At 71.7% G+C, this 20,915-nt stretch carries 21 protein-coding genes; 15 read left to right on the top strand and 6 right to left on the bottom strand.

Annotation, left to right across the window (positions count from 1 at the left end):
* Positions 1-4: 4 nt before the first annotated feature.
* The 5 genes from AC5Y4Z_RS13575 to mqo all read right to left on the bottom strand — a co-directional run bounded on the left by AC5Y4Z_RS13575 (position 5) and on the right by mqo (position 5,923).
* Positions 5-1,393 (bottom strand): cobyrinic acid a,c-diamide synthase CobB, encoded by a 1,389-nt coding sequence (locus AC5Y4Z_RS13575; RefSeq protein ID WP_499964517.1) that lies wholly within the window; start codon positions 1,391-1,393, stop codon positions 5-7.
* Positions 1,394-1,517: 124 nt separating this feature from the next.
* Positions 1,518-2,132 carry a cob(I)yrinic acid a,c-diamide adenosyltransferase gene (gene cobO, locus AC5Y4Z_RS13570; RefSeq protein ID WP_499964515.1) on the bottom strand — a complete coding sequence of 205 codons (615 nt, stop codon included), beginning with the start codon at positions 2,130-2,132 and terminating at the stop codon, positions 1,518-1,520.
* 13 nt (positions 2,133-2,145) lie between these two features.
* Positions 2,146-3,972, bottom strand: coding sequence for a magnesium chelatase subunit D family protein (locus tag AC5Y4Z_RS13565; protein ID WP_499964513.1), 1,827 nt, complete (start codon positions 3,970-3,972; stop codon positions 2,146-2,148).
* Complete coding sequence (locus AC5Y4Z_RS13560) at positions 3,969-4,439, bottom strand: GNAT family N-acetyltransferase (RefSeq protein WP_499964509.1); 471 nt, start codon at positions 4,437-4,439, stop codon at positions 3,969-3,971. Before AC5Y4Z_RS13560 ends, AC5Y4Z_RS13565 begins: the two co-directional genes overlap by 4 nt.
* The gene (gene mqo / locus AC5Y4Z_RS13555) at positions 4,436-5,923 is read right to left on the bottom strand and encodes a malate dehydrogenase (quinone) (protein ID WP_499964505.1); all 1,488 of its coding nucleotides are present in this window, start codon (positions 5,921-5,923) and stop codon (positions 4,436-4,438) included. Before mqo ends, AC5Y4Z_RS13560 begins: the two co-directional genes overlap by 4 nt.
* Positions 5,924-6,027: 104 nt before the next feature.
* Between mqo and AC5Y4Z_RS13550 the strand changes: the two genes are divergently transcribed.
* Together AC5Y4Z_RS13550 and mtr are read left to right on the top strand one after the other, a co-directional pair.
* Entirely contained in the window at positions 6,028-7,023 is a 996-nt protein-coding gene (locus tag AC5Y4Z_RS13550) for an alpha/beta hydrolase (RefSeq protein WP_499964834.1), read from the top strand.
* Positions 7,024-7,033: 10 nt separating this feature from the next.
* Complete coding sequence (gene mtr, locus AC5Y4Z_RS13545; protein ID WP_499964502.1) at positions 7,034-8,413, top strand: mycothione reductase; 1,380 nt, start codon at positions 7,034-7,036, stop codon at positions 8,411-8,413.
* A gap of 106 nt (positions 8,414-8,519) precedes the next feature.
* Here the strand turns inward: mtr and AC5Y4Z_RS13540 are convergent, their stop codons facing one another.
* Positions 8,520-8,984 carry a Fur family transcriptional regulator gene (locus AC5Y4Z_RS13540; RefSeq protein WP_499964500.1) on the bottom strand — a complete coding sequence of 155 codons (465 nt, stop codon included), beginning with the start codon at positions 8,982-8,984 and terminating at the stop codon, positions 8,520-8,522.
* A gap of 106 nt (positions 8,985-9,090) precedes the next feature.
* Between AC5Y4Z_RS13540 and nicT the strand changes: the two genes are divergently transcribed.
* The 13 genes from nicT (at position 9,091) to AC5Y4Z_RS13475 (ending at position 20,425) form a co-directional block, all read left to right on the top strand.
* Positions 9,091-10,188 (top strand): Nickel transporter NicT, encoded by a 1,098-nt coding sequence (gene nicT / locus AC5Y4Z_RS13535; protein ID WP_499964497.1) that lies wholly within the window; start codon positions 9,091-9,093, stop codon positions 10,186-10,188.
* 58 nt (positions 10,189-10,246) lie between these two features.
* Positions 10,247-10,582: a hydrogenase maturation nickel metallochaperone HypA gene (locus AC5Y4Z_RS13530; RefSeq protein WP_499964495.1), complete on the top strand. Its 336-nt coding sequence runs from the start codon at positions 10,247-10,249 to the stop codon at positions 10,580-10,582.
* 28 nt (positions 10,583-10,610) lie between these two features.
* Complete coding sequence (gene hypB / locus AC5Y4Z_RS13525) at positions 10,611-11,357, top strand: hydrogenase nickel incorporation protein HypB (RefSeq protein WP_499964493.1); 747 nt, start codon at positions 10,611-10,613, stop codon at positions 11,355-11,357.
* Between the two features lie 151 nt (positions 11,358-11,508).
* Positions 11,509-12,009, top strand: coding sequence for a hydrogenase maturation protease (locus tag AC5Y4Z_RS13520; protein ID WP_499964491.1), 501 nt, complete (start codon positions 11,509-11,511; stop codon positions 12,007-12,009).
* Positions 12,010-12,014: 5 nt separating this feature from the next.
* Complete coding sequence (locus tag AC5Y4Z_RS13515) at positions 12,015-12,281, top strand: HypC/HybG/HupF family hydrogenase formation chaperone (protein WP_499964488.1); 267 nt, start codon at positions 12,015-12,017, stop codon at positions 12,279-12,281.
* Between the two features lies 1 nt (position 12,282).
* Positions 12,283-14,628, top strand: coding sequence for a carbamoyltransferase HypF (gene hypF / locus AC5Y4Z_RS13510; RefSeq protein ID WP_499964486.1), 2,346 nt, complete (start codon positions 12,283-12,285; stop codon positions 14,626-14,628).
* On the top strand, positions 14,625-15,341 hold the full coding sequence (locus AC5Y4Z_RS13505) for a HypC/HybG/HupF family hydrogenase formation chaperone (RefSeq protein WP_499964484.1): 717 nt from the start codon (positions 14,625-14,627) through the stop codon (positions 15,339-15,341). Before hypF ends, AC5Y4Z_RS13505 begins: the two co-directional genes overlap by 4 nt.
* Positions 15,338-16,003 carry a D-sedoheptulose-7-phosphate isomerase gene (locus AC5Y4Z_RS13500; RefSeq protein WP_499964482.1) on the top strand — a complete coding sequence of 222 codons (666 nt, stop codon included), beginning with the start codon at positions 15,338-15,340 and terminating at the stop codon, positions 16,001-16,003. The genes AC5Y4Z_RS13505 and AC5Y4Z_RS13500 overlap by 4 nt, the downstream gene beginning before the upstream one ends.
* Positions 16,000-17,112: a hydrogenase expression/formation protein HypE gene (gene hypE / locus AC5Y4Z_RS13495; RefSeq protein WP_499964480.1), complete on the top strand. Its 1,113-nt coding sequence runs from the start codon at positions 16,000-16,002 to the stop codon at positions 17,110-17,112. Before AC5Y4Z_RS13500 ends, hypE begins: the two co-directional genes overlap by 4 nt.
* Positions 17,113-17,133: 21 nt before the next feature.
* A complete protein-coding gene (locus AC5Y4Z_RS13490) occupies positions 17,134-17,406 on the top strand; it encodes a HypC/HybG/HupF family hydrogenase formation chaperone (protein WP_499964478.1) in 273 nt (90 codons plus the stop codon).
* Between the two features lie 12 nt (positions 17,407-17,418).
* The gene (hypD, locus tag AC5Y4Z_RS13485; RefSeq protein ID WP_499964476.1) at positions 17,419-18,546 is read left to right on the top strand and encodes a hydrogenase formation protein HypD; all 1,128 of its coding nucleotides are present in this window, start codon (positions 17,419-17,421) and stop codon (positions 18,544-18,546) included.
* Positions 18,543-19,301 carry a DUF6390 family protein gene (locus tag AC5Y4Z_RS13480; RefSeq protein WP_499964474.1) on the top strand — a complete coding sequence of 253 codons (759 nt, stop codon included), beginning with the start codon at positions 18,543-18,545 and terminating at the stop codon, positions 19,299-19,301. The genes hypD and AC5Y4Z_RS13480 overlap by 4 nt, the downstream gene beginning before the upstream one ends.
* Positions 19,302-19,306: 5 nt before the next feature.
* Complete coding sequence (locus tag AC5Y4Z_RS13475; RefSeq protein WP_499964471.1) at positions 19,307-20,425, top strand: alkaline phosphatase family protein; 1,119 nt, start codon at positions 19,307-19,309, stop codon at positions 20,423-20,425.
* The last annotated feature ends 490 nt before the right edge of the window (positions 20,426-20,915 follow it).

Raw genomic sequence — 20,915 nt, 5'->3', positions numbered from 1 at the left:
AAGCCTAAAGGTTGGTGGCCCTCTGGGCCGCGGCGTGCGCGACGAACCGCGCCACCGCGGCGGGCGTCGCGGCGGGGTGGGTGTGCAGGTACGACGCGTGGACGCCACCGTGCGCGACGCCGTCGCGCACGGTGCCTTTTTGGTGGCCGGTCTCGCCGCCCCGGTACACCCACGCCGGCTGGTAGTCCCGCGCGAAAGTGACTGCGGTGCGGTGGAATTCGTGCCCGACCACCCGCTGGCCGGCGCAGTACAGCGGGGAGTCGGCGACGGCGACGGCGTCGCGGTAGGCCAGCGTGAGGTGCGGGGTGAACCGCGCCGACCCGGCCAGCACGCCGCACATCGCGTGCCCGTCCAGCTCGGCGGCGAGGTAGATCAGCCCGGCGCATTCGGCGTGCACGGGCGCCCCGGCGGCGGCCAGCTCGTTGATCTGCCCGCGGACGACGTCGTTGGCGGACAGCTCCGCGGTGAACTGTTCGGGAAAGCCGCCGGGCAGCAACACGGCGTCGGTGCCGTCGGGCAGCGCGTCGGCGAGCGGGTCGAACTCGGCCACGTCGGCGCCGGCGGCGCGCAACAGCTCGGCGTGTTCGGCGTAGCCGAAGCTGAACGCCTTTCCGCTCGCCAGCGCGACGGTCGGGCGCGCAGTGGATGGCTCCCCCACCGCCGCCGCGGGGTCCCACGGCGGGTCGGCGGACCGGCAGCCGGCGGTGGCTTTCACGGCGGCCAGGTCGACGTGGCGGGCGACCAAAGCCGTCATCGCCTCCACCGCGTCCTGCGCGCGGCGGCCGTACTCCACCGCGGTGACCAGGCCGAGATACCTTGTGGGCAGCTCCAATTCGGCCCTGCGGGGAATGGCGCCCAGCACCGGGACCCCGGCCTGCTCGCAGGCCTGCCGCAGCACCTGCTCGTGGCGGGCCGACCCGACCCGGTTGAGGATCACGCCGCACACCCGGGTCGCGGCGTCGAACGTCGAAAAGCCGTGCAGCAGCGCGGCGATGCTGTGGCTCTGGCCGCGGGCGTCGACCACCAGGATCACCGGGGCGCCCAGCAGCCCGGCGACGTGGGCGGTGGAGCCCGCCGCCGGAGCGGTCGCGGTGGCCCCGATGCGCCCGTCGAAAAGCCCCATCACGCCCTCGATCACGGCGATGTCGGCGCCGCCGGCGCCGTGGGCGTACAGCGGGCCGATGCGGTGTTCGCCCACCAGCACCGGGTCGAGGTTGCGGCCGGGGCGAGCGGCGGCCAGGGCGTGGTAGCCGGGGTCGATGAAGTCGGGGCCGACCTTGAACGGCGCGACGGTGTGGCCCGCGCGGCGCAGGGCCCCGATCAAACCCGTTGCGACCGTGGTCTTTCCGCTGCCCGAGGCGGGCGCGGCGACGACCACGGCGGGGACGCTCACCGCGGCCCCTCCCACCTCGGCGAGCGCCCGCAAAATGCCACGTTGCACGGCGTGTCGGCTGGGGGCACCACCCGCTTGCGGGGGAGCAAACACGGGCGCTCGCGAGGGGTGGGGGCTGGGCGGCTCACCACTCGATGCCCTTCTGGCCCTTGCGGCCGGCATCCATCGGGTGCTTGACCTTGGTCATCTCGGTGACCAGGTCGGCGGCCTCGACCAGCCGCGGCGGGGCGTCGCGCCCGGTGATTACCACGTGCTGGTGGCCGGGCCGGGCCAGCAGGACGTCGACCACGTCGTCGACGTCGACCCAGCCCCACTTCAGCGGATAGGTGAACTCGTCGAGCACGTAGAAGTCGTGGCGCTGCGCGTCCAGCCGTCGCGCGATCTCGGCCCACCCGTCGGCCGCGGCGGCGGCGTGGTCGACGTCGCTGCCGGCCTTGCGCGTCCAGGACCAACCGCTGCCCATCTTGTGCCATTCGACGGGTGCGCCGATCCGGTACCGGTCGTGCAGTTCGCCGAGTTGGGCGAACGCCGCCTCCTCCCCGACCTTCCACTTCGCGCTCTTGACGAACTGGAACACGGCCACGCGCAGCCCGGCGTTCCACGCGCGCAACGCCATTCCGAACGCCGCCGTCGACTTGCCCTTGCCCGCGCCGGTGTGCACCGCCAGCACGGGCGTGTTGCGGCGCGCCCGGGTGGTCAGGCCGTCGGCGGGCACGTGGAGCGGTTTTCCCTGTGGCATCGAGGCCTACCTCTCAGGCGGCGCCGCGCACGGCCCGGGTCAGGTGGTCGGCGCGCAACTGCTCCAGCCGCACGGCCGGCGCCCCGAGCTGATCGGCGAGCCGCTGGGCCAATCCCAGCCGCACATACGAGGTCTCGCAGTCCACGACCACCGCGGCGGCGCCCTCGGCGAGCAGCCGGGCGGCCGCGATCCGGCTGCGCCCCAACGGGTCCGGCCCGGCGGTGGCCCGGCCGTCGGTGAGCACCACCACCAGCGGGCGGCGCGCCCGGTCGCGCGCCCGTTCCCGCACGATCAGCTCGCGCGCGGCCAGCAGGCCCTCGGCCAGCGGGGTCTTGCCGCCGGTGTCGAACCGGGCCAGCCGGCGCCCGGCGATGTGCGCCGACGACGTCGGCGGCAGCAGCAGCCGCGCCCCGGCTTGCCGGAAGGTGATGACGGCGACCTTGTCGCGGCGCTGGTAGGCGTCGCGCAGCAACGACAGGGTGGCCCCGCTGACCGCGGCCATGCGGTCGCGGGCGGCCATCGACCCCGACGCGTCGACGACGAAGATCACCAGGTTGCCTTCGCGCCCTTCGCGGATGGCCCGGCGCACGTCGTCCGGCGTCGGCCGCAGGGGCCCGGCCCCGGCGCGCCCGGCGGCCGACAGCAGGGTGGCAAACAGGTGCAGCCCGTGCGCGCCGGGCTGGGGTTGGTCGGCGTCGGCGGCGGCCACCACGCTGCCGGAGGCGTTGCGGGCCCGCGACCGCCGCCCCGGTGCGCCCGCGCCGACGCCGGGGACGGTCAGCGCCCGGGTGCGAAACGTCGCCGACGGGGGCGCGCTGGGCTTCGGCGGGCGTGGAGTCGAAACGTATTGCTGGGCAGGCGAATCCGCGGACTGGCCGCCGCCGGGCGGGTCGGGGTCGGGCTCGGGGTCCTCGGCGCCGGCGCGCGCCAGGGCCTCGTCGAGCTGCTCGCGATCGATGCCGGGGTCGTCGAAGGGGTCGCGGCGGCGCCGGTGCGGCAGCGCCAGCTCGGCGGCCACCCGGATGTCCTGCTCGTCGACGGTGGTCGCGCCGCGCCACGCCGCGTGCGCGACGGCGGTGCGGGCCACCACCAGGTCGGCGCGCATGCCGTCGACGTCGAACGCCGCGCACAGCGCCGCGATGCGCCGTAATTCGCTGTCCGGCAACACCACGTCGTCGACCACGGCGCGCGCCGCGGCGATCCGCTGGGCCAGTTCCGCCTCGGCGCCGGCGTACCGGTGCGCGAACCCGTCGGGGTCGGCCTCGTAGGCCAGGCGCTGGCGGATGACCTCCGCCCGCACGGCGACGTCGCGGGAGGCCTGCACGTCGACGGTGAGGCCGAAGCGGTCCAGCAGCTGCGGGCGCAGCTCCCCCTCCTCGGGGTTCATCGTGCCGATCAACACGAACCTCGCCTCGTGCGAATGGGAGATGCCGTCGCGCTCGACGTGCACCCGCCCCATCGCCGCGGCGTCCAGCAGCACGTCGACCAGGTGGTCGTGCAGCAGGTTGACCTCGTCGACGTAGAGCACGCCGCCGTGCGCGCGGGCCAACAGCCCCGGGGAGAACGCGTGCTCGCCGTCGCGCAGCACCCGCTGCAGGTCCAGCGAACCGATGACCCGGTCTTCGGTTGCGCCGAGCGGCATTTCGACCAGACCGGAGTCCGGGGTGTTACCCGACGCGGCGGCCAGCAGCGCCGCCAGCCCGCGCACCGCCGTCGACTTGGCGGTGCCCTTCTCGCCGCGGATGAGCGCGCCGCCGATCTCGGGGCGCACGGCGCACAGCAGCAGCGCGAGCCGCAGCTGGTCGTGGCCCACGATGGCGCTGAACGGGTAGGGCTTCACGGCTGCTCCGGGAGGCCGGAGCGGGGCTTGAGCATGGGCACGTGCGGGATGCCGTCGTCGACGAAATCGTCACCGTCGCGCACGAATCCGTGCTGGGCGTACATGTCGGCCAGATAGGTCTGCGCGTCGATGCGGCACGGGTAGTCGCCGACCTCGGCCAGCGCGGCGCGCAGCAGCCGGGTGGTGTGGCCGTGCCCGCGCGCGGCGCGCTTGGTACACAGCCTGCCGATCCGGAACGCCTTCTCGCCCCCGGCGTGCTCCTCCATCAACCGCAGCGTGCAGATCACCTCGCCGGCGGGCGTTTCCAGCCAGAAGTGCCGGGTCTCGGCCAGCAGGTCGCGCCCGTCCAGCTCCGGATACGGGCAGGCCTGTTCGACCACGAACACCTCCACCCGCAGCTTGAGCAGCTCGTAAAGGGTCGCGGCGTCAAGGTCTTTGGACCAGGCGCGGCGCAAGGCTTCAGTCATGGCGCCTCCAAGTCGAGCGCCTTGGTTCCCCAGGCCCACACCTCGTCGAACAGCGCCGGCTCGCGGGACAGCTCCGCCCCCAGCGACGGCACCATCTCCTTGAGCGTGGGCAGCCACGCACCGTAGCGGTCGGGGAAGCAGCGCCGCAGCACGTCGAGCATGGCCGGCACGGCGGTCGACGCGCCCGGCGAGCCCCCGAGCAGCCCCGCGATGCTGCCGTCGGCCGCGCCGAGCACGCTGGTGTCGAAATCGAGCGCGCCGCCGGTGCGCCTATCGCGGCGGATCACCTGCACCCGCTGACCCGCGACCGTGAGCTCCCAATCCGAATCGGTTGCGCTGGGCGCGAATTCGCGCAGCGCGCGCACCCGGCCGGGCTCGGACAGGCGCAGCTGGCCGATCAGGTAGTTGACCAGCGTCAGCTGGGTCAGCCCGACGCCGAGCATCGACACCACGTTGTCCGGCCTGATCGAGCGGGGCAGGTCGGTGAAGTGACCGTGTTTCAGGAACTTCGGCGACCAGCCGGCGTAGGGCCCGAACACCAGCCAGGCCTTGCCGTTGACGAACCGGAGGTCCAGGTGCAGCGCGCCCAGCGGCGGGGCGCCCGGCGCCGGCGCGCCGTACACCTTGGCGCGGTGTGCGGCGGTGAGCGCGGGGTTGGCGGTGCGTAGGAACCGGCCGCCGATCGGGAAGCCGGCGAAACCCCTGACCTCCTTGATGCCCGACTTCTGCAGCAGCGGCAGCGCGTCCCCGCCGGCGCCGACGAACACGAATTTGGCGTTCAGCCGGCGCTTTTCGCGGGTGCGGCGGTTGCGGACCGAAAGCGTCCAGCTGCCGTCGGCCTGGCGGGTGAGGTTGCGGACCTCGTGGCCGAACAGCGCGGTGGCGCCGCCCCGCACGCAGAACCCGATCAGCTGCCGGGCCAGCGCACCGAAGTCGACGTCGGTGCCGTCGGCGGCCCAGTTGAGCGCGGTCGGCTCGGAGAAGTCGCGGTCGGCGGCCATGTACGGCAGCCGGCGCGCGAATTCGCCCGGGTCCTCGATCAATTCGGTGCGCGCAAAGAGCGGGTTGTCGGCCAGCGCGCGCCGTCGCCGCCGCAGGTAGTCCACCCGTGCCGCCCCGCGCACGAAGCTGGCGTGCGGGATCCGGTTGACGAAGCCGCGGTCCCCCAGGATGCCGTTCTCGACGGCGTACGCCCAGAATTGGCGGGTCACCTGGAACTGCTCGTTGATGCGCACCGCTTTGGTGATGTCGACCGAACCGTCGGTGCGCTGCGGGGTGTAGTTCAGCTCGCACAGCGCGGAGTGCCCGGTGCCGGCGTTGTTCCAGGGGCTGCTGCTTTCGGCGGCGACGGCGTCCAGCCGCTCGATCAGGGTGATCGACCAATCCGGTTCCAGCCGCCGCAGCAACGCCCCCAGCGTGGCGCTCATGATGCCGGCGCCCACCAGCACGACGTCGACGCGCGCGGTGGTGGCTGGCCCTGACACCGTCCCAGGTTATCCCGACACCACGCGGGCACTTGCGGCGTGCGGCTCCCGGTCCCCAGCAAAACCTTTAAGCTGGCCACGTGACTGGCTGGGCGACTGGCTGGGTGCCCGACGTGCTGCCCGGCTATTGGCAGCGCACGATCCCGCTCGGAGCCGACCCCGCCGGCGAAGGCAACATCGTGGCGACGCTGATCCGGCGCGGCGAACCCACCGGCGACGACCGCCACGCCGTCCTGGCCGTGCACGGCTACACCGACTACTTCTTCCACACCGCGCTGGCCGATCACTTCGCCGGGCGCGGCTTTGCCTTCTATGCGCTGGACTTACAGAAATGCGGCCGGTCGCGGCGCGACGGGCAGACCCCGCACTTCATCATCGACCTCGCCCGCTACGACGCCGAGCTCGAACACGCCCTGGCGGCCATCCGCGAGCAGGCGCCCAGCCGCGTGCTGGTCTACGGCCACTCCTCCGGCGGTCTGATCGCGTCGCTGTGGCTGGACCGGCTGCGCCGGCGCGACCCGGCCGCGCACGCCGCCATGGGCGGTCTGGTGCTCAACAGCCCGTTTCTGGACCTGCCCGGCCCGGCGGTGCTGCGCCTGTTCACCACCTCGGCGCTGATCGCCGGGCTGTCGCGGGTGTGGTCCAAGGGCGTGCTCCGAGCGCCCGCCGAGGGCGGCTACGGCACCACACTGCACCGCGACTACCACGGCGAGTTCGACTACGACCTGCAGTGGAAACCGGTGGGCGGCTTCCCGATCACCGTCGGCTGGCTGCACGCGATCCGCCGCGGGCAGACCCGGCTGCACCGCGGGCTCGACGTCGGCGTCCCGAACCTGATCCTGCGTTCGGATCACAGTGTGCGCGAGACGGACGGCCCCGAGTCCATGCACAGCGGCGACGCGGTCCTCGACGTCAAGCTGATCGCCAAATGGGCGGGCTGCATCGGGAATCGCACCACCACGGTGGTGGTTCCCGACGCCAAACACGACGTCTTCCTGTCGCTGCCGCGGCCGCGTGAGGTCGCCTATCGCCAACTGGACGCCTGGCTGAACGACTACCTCGGCGCCGAGAGCACCTCGGCGTCCTCGGGGAAGGGGTGAGGGCCCGCCAATGGAAACCTACGACATCGCGATCATCGGAACCGGTTCGGGCAACAGCATTCTCGACGACCGCTACGCCGACAAGCGCGCGGCCATCTGCGAGCAGGGCACGTTCGGGGGCACCTGCCTGAACGTGGGGTGCATCCCGACGAAGATGTTCGTCTACGCCGCCGAGGTGGCCGCCACCATTCGGGAGGCGTCGCGCTACGGGGTCGACGCGCACATCGACCGGGTGCGCTGGGACGACATCGTCTCGCGCGTCTTCGGCCGCATCGACCCGATCGCGCTCAGCGGCGAGGACTACCGGCGCAGCGCACCCAACGTCGACGTGTACGGGGCGCACACCCGGTTCGGCCCCGTGCAGCCCGACGGGCGCTACCTGTTGCGCACCGACGCCGGCGAGGAATTCGCCGCCGATCAGGTCGTGATCGCCGCGGGCTCGCGGGCGGTGGTCCCGCCGGCGATCCTGGCGTCCGGCGTGAAGTATCACACCAGCGACACCGTCATGCGGATCGCCGAGCTGCCCGAGCACGTCGCGATCGTCGGAAGCGGTTTCGTGGCAGCGGAATTCGCGCACGTCTTCTCCGCGCTCGGCGCGCGGGTCACGCTGGTGGTCCGGGGCAGCTGCATGCTGCGGCACTGCGACGACACCATCTGCGAACGCTTCACGCGCATCGCGGCGGCCAAGTGGGAGCTGCGCACCCACCGCACCGTCGCGCACGCGGCCAACCGCGGCTCCGGCGTCGCGCTCGAGCTCGACGACGGCTCCACCGTGACCGCCGACCTGCTGCTGGTGGCGACCGGGCGGTTGTCCAATGCCGACCTGCTGGACGCCGAGCAGGCCGGGATCGACGTCGCGAACGGGCGGGTGGTGGTCGACGAATACCAACGCACCTCGGCGCGCGGCGTTTTCGCGCTCGGCGACGTCTCGTCGCCGTATCAGCTCAAGCACGTCGCCAACCACGAGGCCCGCGTCGTGCAGCACAACCTGCTGTGCGACTGGGACGACACCGAGTCCATGGCCGTCACCGACCACCGCTCCGTGCCGGCGGCGGTGTTCACCGACCCCCAGCTGGCCAGCGTCGGGCTGACCGAAAATCAGGCCATCGCACGCGGATTCGACATCAAGGTCGCGGTGCAAAGCTACGGGGACGTCGCCTACGGGTGGGCGATGGAAGACACCACGGGCGTGGTCAAACTCATCGCCGAGTCCAACAGCGGATGCCTGCTGGGCGCCCACATCATGGGCCACCAGGCGTCGTCGATCATCCAGCCGCTGATCCAGGCGATGAGCTTCGGGCTGACCGCCGCGGAGATGGCGCGCGGCCAGTACTGGATCCACCCGGCGCTGCCCGAGGTGATCGAGAACGCCCTGCTGGGTCTGCGCTGACGCTCGCTTTTCGAGTGTGAAGCGTCTGCGCCGAGTGTGAATCGTCGGCGGCCGCGAGGGCCGGTTTTCCGCCGTGGGCTCACGGCGAAAGTGGGCCCGCCCTAGGTCAGCCGCGCTGGCACTGCGGGCACAGGCCGCGCAGCGTCAGGCCGGCGGCCTCCGACAGCGCGAACGAACTGCCCGCCATCGCATGCTCGAGCGCCGAACTGAGCTGGCGGGCGGGCACCTCGATGATCGAGGCGCACCGCGTGCACACGGCGTGATGGTGGGGGGCGGTGGCCAGCCCGTAGGTGGTGACGCCGCCGTCGAGGGTCAGCGCATGCAGCACCCCCTGGTCGACGAGGGTGGTCACCGTGCGGTAGATGGTCGCCATGTCGGGCGGCTGGGTGCCCGGCGGCAGGCACGCGCGCACCCGCTGGTGGATCTCGGCCACCGGCAGGTGCCCGTTGACCGGCTCGAGCACCGCCAGCACCTGGATCCGCGACGCCATCCGGCGCAGCCCGCGGGCCCGGAGAAAGTCACCGAGGCGTTCGGCGACGGCCGCGTCCACCACGGGCGCCTTGCTGGTCATCCGTTCAGTGTCGCGCCCGGCACCGGGGATTGCCAGCTTTCGCCACAACTCGGCGCGTCACCTCCTGCAACTGGCTTGCATTTGGCGCGCGCCGCGCCCTAATGTCGTGCCGGTGGCCAGCACCGTCTCGAGGCTTCGCGCCGCCCTGACCCCCGCGGAGTGGTGGCGGCTGGGAGCGATGGCGGCGGTGATCGTCGCCCTGCACCTGATCGGCTGGATCACCCTGGTGTGGATCGTCGACCCGCAACGACTCAGCCTGGGCGGCAAGGCGTTTGGCATCGGAGTCGGGCTGACCGCCTACACGCTGGGCATGCGGCACGCCTTCGACGCCGACCACATCGCCGCCATCGACAACACCACCCGCAAGCTGATGAGCGACGGGCAGCGCCCCCTGGCCGTCGGCTTCTTCTTCTCGCTGGGCCACTCCACGGTGGTCTTCGCGCTGGCGCTGCTGCTGGTGACCGGGGTCAAGACGATCATCGGCCCGGTCGAGGACGACTCGTCGGCGCTGCATCACTACACCGGCCTGATCGGCACCAGCGTCTCGGGCCTGTTCCTTTATCTGATCGCCTTCCTCAACATCATCGTCCTGGTCGGCATAATGCGCGTCTTCGCGCGGCTGCGCCGCGGCGACTACGACGAGACCCAACTGGAACGGCAGCTGCAAAACCGCGGCCTGATCAACCGCTTCCTGGGGCGCTTCACCAAATCGATCACCAAGTCCTGGCACGTGTACCCCGTCGGGCTGTTGTTCGGGCTGGGTTTCGACACCGCCACCGAGATCGCCCTGCTGGTGCTGGCGGGCACCAGCGCGGCGGCCGGCCTGCCCTGGTACGCCATCCTGTGCCTGCCGGTGCTGTTCACCGCGGGCATGTGCCTGCTGGACACCATCGATGGCTCGTTCATGAACTTCGCCTACGGCTGGGCCTTCTCCAACCCGGTGCGCAAGGTCTACTACAACATCACCATCACCGGCCTGTCGGTGGTCGTCGCCCTGCTGATCGGCACCGTGGAGCTGCTCGGGCTGTTCGCCGAGCAGCTGGGCTGGCGGGGGCCGTTCTGGCAGTGGCTGGGCGGGCTGGACCTCAACACCGTCGGCTTCGTCGTCGTCGGGATGTTCGTCGCGACGTGGGCGGTCGCCGTGCTGGTCTGGCGCTACGGGCGCATCGAAGAGAGGTGGGCCCCGGCCGAGCCCGCCGGCTGACCGGGTCGGGAAAACCGCGTTTCGGGTGCCGGCCCGCTTTTGGGTGTAGAACGGTGCCATGCACGAGCTGTCGCTGTGCGAGGCGATCGCCGGCATGGTCAAGACGCATGCCGACGGCCGGCACGTCGACGTGGTGCGCGTGCGGGTCGGGGCGTTACGCCAGGTGGTGCCGGAATCCCTGTCGTTCTGCTGGACGCTGGTCCGCGACTTCGAGGACATGCCCGACGCCGAGCTGGAGCTCGAATGCGTCGGCGCCGAGGTGGAATGCCGCTCGTGCAGCCACCGATCCGAGATCACCTCGGCGTGGTCGATCTGGTGCCCGCGCTGCGACAGCAGCGACGTCGAGGTGCTGCGCGGCAACGAATTTTTGGTGACGTCGATGGACGTCTCGTGAAAAGCGCTCCCGCCGAACGGATTTGACCATGGGCAGATTTCATCGGCACGACGACGGGACCGCGCACGACCACGATGAGCACGGCGATCACCGTCACTACCGCACCGGCAAACAGCGCGTAGACGTGCTGGAGGCCATTTTCGCCGAAAACGACGTTCTCGCCGGCGCCAACCGGTCGGCGTTCGATCGCAACGGGATCCGCGCGCTGAACCTGATGAGCTCGCCCGGATCGGGCAAGACGACCGTCCTCGCGGCCACGCTCGACGAGCTCGCCGGGGAGTTCGCGATCGGGGTGATCGAGGGCGACATCGCCACGGACCTGGACGCTGCCAAGCTCAGCGGCCGCGGCGCCCAGGTGTCACTGCTCAACACCAGCAACGGCTTTGGCGGCGAATGCCACCTCGACGCGCCGATGGTCGGCCGCGCGCTGCCGGGTCTCGACCTGCCCGGTCTGGACCTGGTGATCATCGAGAACGTCGGCAACCTGGTCTGCCCGGCGGAGTTCGACGTCGGCGAGCACGCCAAGGCGATGGTGTACTCGGTGACCGAGGGCGAGGACAAGCCGCTGAAGTACCCGGTGATGTTCCGATCGGTGGATGTGGTGCTGCTCAACAAGATTGACCTCGTCCCCCACCTGGACGCCGACGTGGACACCTACGTCGCGCACGTTCGCCGGGTCAACGCGACCGCGGCGATCCTGCCGGTCAGCGCGCGCACCGGGGCCGGCATGGCCGCCTGGTTCGGCTGGCTGCGGCGGTTCGCCGGCGCGCCCTGACGCCGCGGCGAAACGGCCGTTTAAAGCCCCGAAAAAGGGGAAGCGTTGACAACCCCTGGGCGCAGGCGTAGACCCAAAATCAGCGCTGCGCAAGTGGGCCGACGGTCGACTCCGGCGGCGCAGGGGCCCCAGCCCGGCCCCGGAAAGCTCCATGACCGCGCGCATCCTGGTGGCCGGGATCGGCAACATCTTCCTGGGGGACGACGGATTCGGCTCCGAGGTGGTCCGCAACGCCCAGATCCCGCAGGGCGATTCGGGTGTGCGCGTCGTCGACTACGGCATCCGGGGCATGCACCTGGCCTACGACCTGCTCGAGGAGTGGGACACGCTGGTCCTCGTCGACGCCGTGCCCGGCCGCGGCAACCCGGGCGCGTTGCACGTCTTCCAGGCCGACCACGAATCGGGTTCGGCCGCACCCGGTATGGACGCCCACAGCATGGATCCCGCGGCGGTGTTCGCCAGCCTGCGGGCGTTGGGGGGCAACCCGCCCTACACCGTCGTCGTCGGGTGCGAGGCGGCCAGCGTCGAGGAGGGCATCGGCCTCAGCGAGCCGGTGGCCAAGGCCGTGCCGCGCGCCGCGCGCGCCGTCGAGGAAATCGTCGCCGCGCTGCAAGCGTCGACCGCGCACGCGTCCTCGCGAGGGGGGTGCTGAACGCCATGTGCCTGGGTATACCCGGTCAGGTGATCCGGATGTTGGAGGGTTACAGCGGGCAGCTCGCGCTGGTCGACGTCACCGGCGAGCAGCGCAGGATCAACGTCGGCATGTTGCCGGAGGAGACGTTCGCGCCCGGTGACTGGATCATCATCCACATGGGCTTCGCCGTCGAGAAGACGGACCGGGCCGGGGCCGAGCAGGCGATGGCCGGCCTGGAGCTGATGGGGCGGGGCGGCGCCGAACCGACGGGCGGCCCGGGGGGCGGTTGACATGACCGGTGCCCCCGTCGCGCTCCGGAGCGAAACCGTCCGGCGGCGCTTCACCGTGACCGGCGTCGTGCAGGGGGTCGGCTTTCGTCCGTTCGTGCACCGGCTCGCCACCGAGCTGGGGCTGGCCGGCTTCGTCGGCAACGATTCCGGCGCGGTCTTCCTCGAGGTGCAGGGGGAACGCGCTCGCGTGGACGAGTTCGGCCGCCGGTTGCGTGGCGAGGCCCCGCCGCTCGCCCGAATCGGCGCCGTGAGCGTCACCGACGCCGCCGTCAAAGCCTCGGGGCGCGACTTCCGGATCGTGGCCTCGCGGGTGCTCGCCGGTGGGACGACGCCGATTCCGCCCGACATCGCGGTGTGCGACGACTGCGTGCGCGAGCTGTTCGACCCGCGCGACCGCCGCTATCGGCACCCGTTCGTCACCTGCACCAACTGCGGGCCGCGGTTCACCATCATCCGCGGGTTGCCGTACGACCGCCCGTCCACCACCATGGCGGCGTTCGCGATGTGTGACCGGTGCGCCGCCGAGTACCACGATCCGGCCGATCGCCGGTTCCACGCGCAGCCGATCGCCTGCCCCGATTGCGGCCCGTCGCTGTGGTTTTCGTCGCCGGCCGGCCGGGTGGGCGGTCCGGACGCCGCGCTGGCGGCCGCCCAGCGCGCGCTGGCCGACGGCGCCGTCGTCGCCGTCAAGGGCATCGGCGGTTACCACCTGGCCTGCGCCGTCGACGACGACGCCGCGGTCGGCGCGTTGCGGGCGCGAAAGGCACGCGGCGCCAAGCCGTTCGCCATGCTGGTGCGCGACCTCGACGTGGCGCGCCGCTATGCGCGCGTCGACGCCGACGAGGCCGCGGTGCTGTCGAGTTCCGCCCGCCCGATCGTGTTGCTGCGACGCCGTCCGGGCGCGCCGGTGGCCGCCGCCGTCGCGCCGGGCAGCCCGCGGCTCGGGCTGATGCTGCCCTACTCGCCCCTGCATCACCTGCTTTTGGCGCCCGTGCCCGGCGCCCCCGAGCGGGTACCCGACGGGCTGGTGCTCACCAGCGCCAATCGTTCCGACGAGCCGATCTGCTTCACCGATGCCGATGCGGCCGAGCGGCTTCCGGGTTTGTGCGATGCGGTGCTCGACCACGACCGGCCGATCCACGTGGCCTGTGACGACTCCGTGGTGCGCGTCGTCGACGGCAGGGAACTGCCGATCCGCCGGTCGCGCGGGTACGCGCCGCTGCCGGTCGATCTCGGGCGGTCGGGGCCGAGCGTGCTCGCCGTGGGCGGCGAACTGAAGAACACCTGCTGCCTCACCGACGGCTCCCGCGCCTACCTGTCCGGCCACGTCGGCGACATGGCCGGCTGGGAGACGCTGCGCGCGTTCGAACGCGCGGTGGACCAGCTCACCGAAATCCGCGGCGCCCCGGCGCGCGTCGCCGCCGACCTGCATCCCGGCTACCACACGCGCAACTGGGCGGAGCGCCATGCGGGCGACCGGCCCCTCGATCTCGTCCAGCACCACCACGCGCACGTCGTCTCGCTGCTGGCCGAGCACGGGCGCATCGGGGAGCCCGTCATCGGGGTGGCGTTCGACGGGACCGGCTACGGCTGCGACCAAACCGTCTGGGGCGGTGAGATTCTCGCTCTCGGAACCGACAGCCACCGATTCGTCCGCGCCGGCCACCTGCTGCCGGCGCCGCTGCCCGGCGGCGACGCCGCGGTGCGCAACCCGTGGCGGATGGCGCTGTCCCAACTGTGGCTGGCCGGCATCGACTGGACCCCGGATCTCGCGCCGGTCGCGGCGGCCAGCCCGGCCGAATTGCGCCTGACCCGCTCGCAATTGGCGAGCGGCACCGGGTGTGTGCCGTGCTCGAGCATGGGCCGGCTGTTCGATGCCGTCGCCTCCCTGCTCGGGGTGCGCCACCGCATCGACTACGAGGGCCAGGCCGCCATCGAGCTCGAGGCGCTCGCGGAGTCGGCCCCCGGCGGCCGGCGGGCCGGACCGTCGCTGCCGCTGACCGTGCGGGCCGGCGGGATGATCGATCCGACCACCATGGTGCGGGCGCTGGTGGCGGCGCGGTGCGCCGGTACGCCGGCCGCCGTGCTGGCCCTGGCGTTCCACGAGGCCGTCGCCGACGCCGTCGCCGAGGCGGTCGGCCGGGTGGCCGGCGCGGTCCGGCTGGTCGGGTTGACCGGCGGGGTGTTCCAGAACGTGCTGTTGTCGCGCGCGTGCCGCACGCGCTTGCAGCGCACCGGGTTCGAGGTGCTCACCCACCACACCGTCCCGCCCAACGACGGCGGCCTGGCGCTGGGTCAGGCGACGATCTCGATGCTGACAGGTCTGGAGCAGGAGGCGGGCCGATGACCACCGCCATCGACCGCGGGCTGGGCGCCGACCTGGCCGAGGACCTCGCCGCCACCGCGTTCACGCTGGCCAAGCGTTTCGCGGCGGGGGCGACCATGTGGTCGATCGCGCCGTCGTGGGAGCCGCACGCGCTGCACATCGCCGTCGAGTTCGTGCACCCGGTGATCATGGGCAAGCGGGCGCTGCCCGCGGTCGCACTGACCGGACCCGACCTGGTCGATCTCGCGCGGGTGTCGGTGCGCCCCGGCGACATCGTGGTCGCCGTCGCCGGTGCGGGCGACGCACAGGTGCGCTCCGTGATGCGCCGCTGCCCCGCGTGGGGGGCCACCACGATCTGGATCGGCAGCGGTGAACGGCCGCCGGACGGGACGGCCGACCACGTGCTGTGGCTCGACGACCCCGATCCCCGGGTCCCCGCGACCGGCGGCTTCGTGCTGTTCTACCACCTGCTGTGGGAGCTGACCCACGTGTGCTTCGAGCACTCGGGGCTGCTCAAACCCGAACGCGCCGACGATGTTTGCGTCACCTGCAGCGACGAGGGTCGCCTGGGCGAGGTGGTCGGCTCCTCCGAAAACGGCCAGGCGGCGGTGCGCACCGCGCGGGGCGTGGAGAACGTGATCACCACGCTCGTCGGCCCGGTCGCGCCCGGCGAGCTGGTCCTGGTGCACGCGGGCATGGCGATCAGCCGCCTCGAGGAAGGGGGGCCGTCATGACCGACGAGCCCACCAACTTCCTGTACCCCTTCATCGACGCGCAGGAGGACAACCCCGAAGCGCTGCTGGCCGACCTCGCCTCCTCGGCGCAGGCCAAGGCGGCCGAGAGCCTGGCGCTGCGCCGCTCGACGCTGGAGGCCAACGCCGAACTGCTGGAGGCGGCCGCCGCCGAGATGGCGCGCCGCTTCGCGGCGGGCGGGCGGCTGTTCACGTTCGGCAACGGGGGCAGCTGCACCGATTCCACCACGCTGGCAAGCCTTTTCGCCCGCCCGCCGGTCGGCAAGCCGCTCCCGGCGTGGCCGCTGACCGCCGATCAGGCGATCCTGACCGCGCTGGGCAACGACGTCGGGTTCGAGCTGGTGTTCGCCCGGCAGCTGATCGCCCGGGCCCAGGCCGGCGACATCGCGATCGCCATGTCGACCAGCGGGGGCTCGCCCAACCTGCTCGCCGCGCTCGCCGAGGCGCGCCAACGCGGCCTGTACACCATCGGTTTCGCCGGTTACAACGGCGGCGCCTTCGCCGACAACCCGAACGTGGACGCCTGCTTCGTCGTTCGCTCGCAAAGCGTGCACCGCATTCAGGAGTCGCAGGCGCTGCTGGGCTACCGGCTGTGGTTGAGCGTGCACGACCGGCTCGGTGGGCGAGGTTTGGGGGCGGCATGAGCAACTCGGCGAGCGAATACCTTTCGTCCGGGCCGCGGTTCGGCGAGGGCGAGGTGATCGAGCGGATCGAGTCGTTCCGCCGGCGCCGCCCCCGGCTGCTCGACGACCACGTCACCCTGGCGCACGGGGCGGGCGGCAAGGCGTCGGCCGCGCTGGTGGGCACCGTGTTCGTGGAGGCCTTCCGCAACCCGCTGCTGGAGTCCCTGGGCGACGGCGCGGTCCTGGCGCTGCCCGGCGGCGAGCGCCTGGCCATGTCGACGGACTCGTTCGTGGTGCAGCCCAGGCGTTTTCCCGGCGGGTCGATCGGCGCACTCGCCGTGCACGGCACCTGCAACGACCTCGCGATGGCCGGCGCCGTGCCGTCGTGGATCTCGGCGGCGTTCGTGATCGAGGAGGGCTTCGCGGTCGCCGAGTTGAAGGAGATCGTCGCCGACATGGCGGCCGCGGCCACCGCCGCGGGGGTGCAGATCGTCACCGGTGACACCAAGGTGGTGCCCCGGGGCGCGGCCGACGGGTTGTTCGTCACCACCACCGGCACCGGCGTCGTCCCCGCGGGGCGGGCCCTCTCGCCCGAGTCGGTGCGCGCCGGGGACGCGGTGCTGTTGTCGGGGCCGATCGGCGATCACGGCATGGCCGTCATGCTCGCCCGCGGTGACCTGGCCATCGAGGCCGACATCGCCTCCGACACCGCCTGCCTGAGCCCGCTGGTGGAGCTGTTGCTGGCGGCGGCGCCGTCCACGCGGTGGATGCGCGACGCGACCCGCGGCGGGGTCGGCACGGTGTGTAACGAGCTCGCGCAGGCCTGCGGCCTCGGGGTGCTGCTGGAGGAGGAGCGAATGCCGGTGCGGCCCATGGTGACCGGCGCGTGCGAGTTGCTCGGCATCGACCCGCTGTACGTCGCCAACGAGGGCAAGTTCGTCGCCGTCGTCGCCGCGGAGGAGGCCGAGGCGGGGCTGGCCGCGTTGCGGTCCCATCCCTTGGGCGTCGAGGCGGTGCGGGTCGGGGAAATCGTCGGCGAACCGGCCGAAACCGTCGTGCTGCGTACCGGATTCGGCGGCACCCGGATCGTCGACATGCTGGTCGGGGATCCGTTGCCGCGGATCTGCTGAAGAGGAAGGGAGGGCGAAGCCATGTGCCTTGGGATTCCGGGCCGGATCGTCGAAATCACCGATCCTGCCGACTATCTGGCGAAGGTCGACGTCAGCGGCGTGCAGCGCACGATCAGCGTGCGCCTGCTCGAGGGCGCCATGCCCGACCCGGGCGACTGGGTCCTGGTCCACGTCGGGTTCGCGATGGCCACGATCGACGAGACCGAGGCGCTGCTCACCCTGGCCGCCATCAAGAAACTCGGCGACGCCTACACCACCGAGATGGAAGCCTTCGACTCGTCGGCCAACGTCTGAAAGGCGGCCCCCATGAAATTCGTCGACGAATTCCGCGATCCCGCCGCGGCGCGCAAGCTGCTGGCCGCCATCGAGCACTTGGCCGGCGAGACAGAGCAATTCAAGTTCATGGAGGTGTGCGGAGGGCACACCCACACCATCTACCGGCACGGCATCGAACACCTGCTGCCCGGCAACGTCGAGCTGGTGCACGGCCCGGGGTGCCCGGTCTGCGTCATCCCGATGGGCCGCATCGACGACGCGATGTGGCTGGCCGGCCAGCCCGGCGTGATCTTCACCTGTTTCGGCGACATGATGCGGGTGCCGGGGTCGGACGGCAGCCTGCTGCACGCCAAGGCGCGCGGCGCCGACGTGCGGTTCGTGTACTCCCCGCTGGACGCGCTGAAGATCGCCGTCGACAATCCCGACAAACAGGTGGTCTTTTTCGCCATCGGCTTCGAAACCACGGCGCCCTCGACCGCGGTCACGCTGGTCCGCGCGCGGGACCTGGGCCTGACCAATTTCAGCGTCTTCTGCAATCACGTCACGATCGTGCCGCCCATCCGGGCCATCCTGGAATCGCCGGACCTGCGGCTGTCGGGGTTCATCGGCCCCGGGCACGTGTCGACGGTGGTGGGCAACCGGCCGTACCGGTTCGTGCCGGAGGTGTACCGAAAGCCGTTGGTGGTGGCCGGTTTCGAGCCGCTGGACATCCTGGCATCGGTCGCGATGCTGCTGACCCAGATCCGTGAGGGCCGCTGCGAGGTGGAAAACCAGTACAAGCGCGTGGTGCCCGAGCACGGCAACCCGGCCGCGCTGGCGCTGCTGGGCAAGGTGTTCGCGCTGCGCCCGCACTTCGAATGGCGCGGGCTGGGGTTCATCTCGCAGAGCGCGCTGCGCCTGCACGACGATTTCGCGGAGTTCGACGCGGAGCTGCGGTTCGCGATGCCCGGGGTGCGCGTCGCCGACCCCAAGGCCTGCCAGTGCGGCGAGGTACTCAAGGGGGTGCTCAAGCCCTGGGAGTGCAAGGTTTTCGGCACGGCATGCACCCCCGAGACCCCGATCGGGACGTGCATGGTGTCCGCGGAGGGCGCGTGCGCGGCGTACTACAACTTCGGGCGCATGCACCGTGACGCGGTGAAGCTGGTCGGACGCGCTTGACCGCCACCCGCTTACCCAGGGGCGCCGAGATGTTCGCCCGCTACGCGTACGCCCCCAACGCGCTGGGCTACTGCGGTCCCCCGCTGGGCGCCACGCTCCGCGACGGCACCGTCGACGAGGTGCGCAGCGCGGCAACGAGATTCGCCGGGGCCTGGCCCTACCTGCGGGTGCTGTCGGCGCTGAGCGGCATCGCCGATCCGCTGGACCATCGGCTGGTCGAGTCGTACTGGCTCGGCGGCGGGGTCGGCGCCGAGGTGGACCCGCACGAGTTCTTCGACGCGTTGCTGGCCATCATCGGCCCGCAGGCGGGCCGGTACTGGTCGCACCTCACACCGGAGCTGGCCGGCGAGGCCGCCGGCAATCACTGCTTTCACGTGTTCGGCGTGTATCCGTGGACACGGTTCCTCGGTCTTGAAAGCCCAAGCATGGATGAACAGCCGCTGCGCGTGCTCGACGACTGCCGGATCACCTGGGGCACAGTGGTTTCCCGCGCCGGGGACAATGTCGAGGTGCGCTGTCAGCGACTGGCGTGGGACGGCCGGGCGCTGACGCTGTCGGAGCCCGCGGCGCGCCCGCTGGAGGTCTGGACCGACGGGTACAGCGCGCTGCCCGACGTGGCCGTCGGCGACGCGGTCGCGGTGCACTGGGGCCGGCTGTGCGGTCGGCTGACACCGGAGCAGGAGCGCACGCTCGCCCAGAGCACCGAGCGTCAGCTGCGGGTCACCGGTCAACGGCTCAACCGCGTGCCACACTGACCGTCATGGCCGGTTCGATCTGCGACGTGCTGCCCGCCGCGGGCGCACTGCTGGGGGCCCCGGACGCGGTCGACAGCCTGGGTCTCGCGGAGTCGGTGGGCCCGGTCGACCGCGTCGCGGTGATGCTGGTGGACGGGATGGGCTGGCACCTCTTGCCCGAGCTGGCGCAGGACGCGCCGTTGCTGGCCGCGACGCTCGCCGGTGACACCGGGCGGCTGAGCGAACTGAGCTGTACGTTTCCGTCGACCACGCCGACCAGCCTGGTGTCATTGGGCACCGGGGCCGCACCCGGCGAGCACGGCATCCTGGGTTTCACGCTCAACGTGCCCGGCACCGACCGGGTGCTCAACCACATCCTGTGGCGAGACGACCCGCCGCCGGTTGCATGGCAACCGCTGCCGACCTGGTTCGAAAGGCTGCGGCGATCCGGTATTGGTGCGCGCGCCGTGCTGCCCGCGCCGTTCATCGGCAGTGGGCTGACCGACGCGGCGTACCGTGGCGCCGATTTTCGCCCCACGCAGCGCACGGACGACTATGCCGCGCGGCTGTCCGTGGAGCTCAAGGCGGCGCCGGGCCTGGCCTTCGGCTATATGGCCGACCTGGACACCGCGGCCCACGTGTTCGGTATCGGCTCGGCACGGTGGCACGAGGCGGCGGCCCGCGTCGATGCGCTGCTGAGCCGGCTGGTCGAGACTCTGCCGCCCAACGCGGCGTTGCTGGTGACCGCCGACCACGGCGGCCTCAACGTCCCGCCGGACGCGCGCGTCGACCTCGACACCGATCCTCGGCTCGGCGCGGGCGTGCGGGTGGTCGCCGGCGATCCGCGGGTGCGCTACCTGCACACCGAGCCGGGGGCCGCCATTGACGTGCGGGCCGCCTGGAGCGAGGCGCTCGACGGCCGGGCCCGCGTCTACGGCCGCGACGAGGCCGTGGCGAGCGGCATGTTCGGGCCGGTCGACCCGGCGCATCTGGAGCGGATCGGCGACGTCGTCGTCGTCTGCACCGGCGACACCGCCGTGCTGGCGACCGGCCACGAACCCCCGGAAGCCGCGCGGCTCATCGGTTTTCACGGCGCGGACAGCCCGGTCGAGATGGCGATCCCGTTGATCGCCTGGCGCGGCTGAGGGCCGGCCGACCCGGCATCTTGCAAGTCGATCGCAGTTATTTTTGCAAATCGATTGCATCAAGGCGGTCGGCATAGCTACGGTCAATGTGCGGGAGTTCGCTCCAGCTACCAAGGAGCTATTGGTTTGCGCCGCGCGCAGATTGAGGAGAAGTGGACGGTCTCGGCCCAACGCGTTGGCCCAAACGCGTTGACACAACGGCTTGGTTGCAGCCCAAGCAACGATCTCCACCGAACCGGCCGTCCGGCTCCGACGATCTCGCTGCGTCGGTGACCCCCGCCGTCATGGCTCGGCTCGGCGGCTGAGTCCCCAAAAGCCTTCCACAACAAGCGGTCCTAGCGCGCGTTCGCATCTCGCCGACGTGCGTCGTTGTCGTGCGCGCCGGATGATATCCGGCCGAATTACCAAGGAGAACAATGCCGTTCGTCACCACCATACCGAAAACCCTTCGCACAGCGGGCCAACGCCGTTGGGCGCCCACACCGGTCGC

This window comes from Mycobacterium sp. NGS63 (assembly GCF_059812295.1).
The sequence above is the reverse complement of the archived record's forward strand: the minus strand, read 5'-3'. Positions and strand labels throughout refer to the sequence as shown.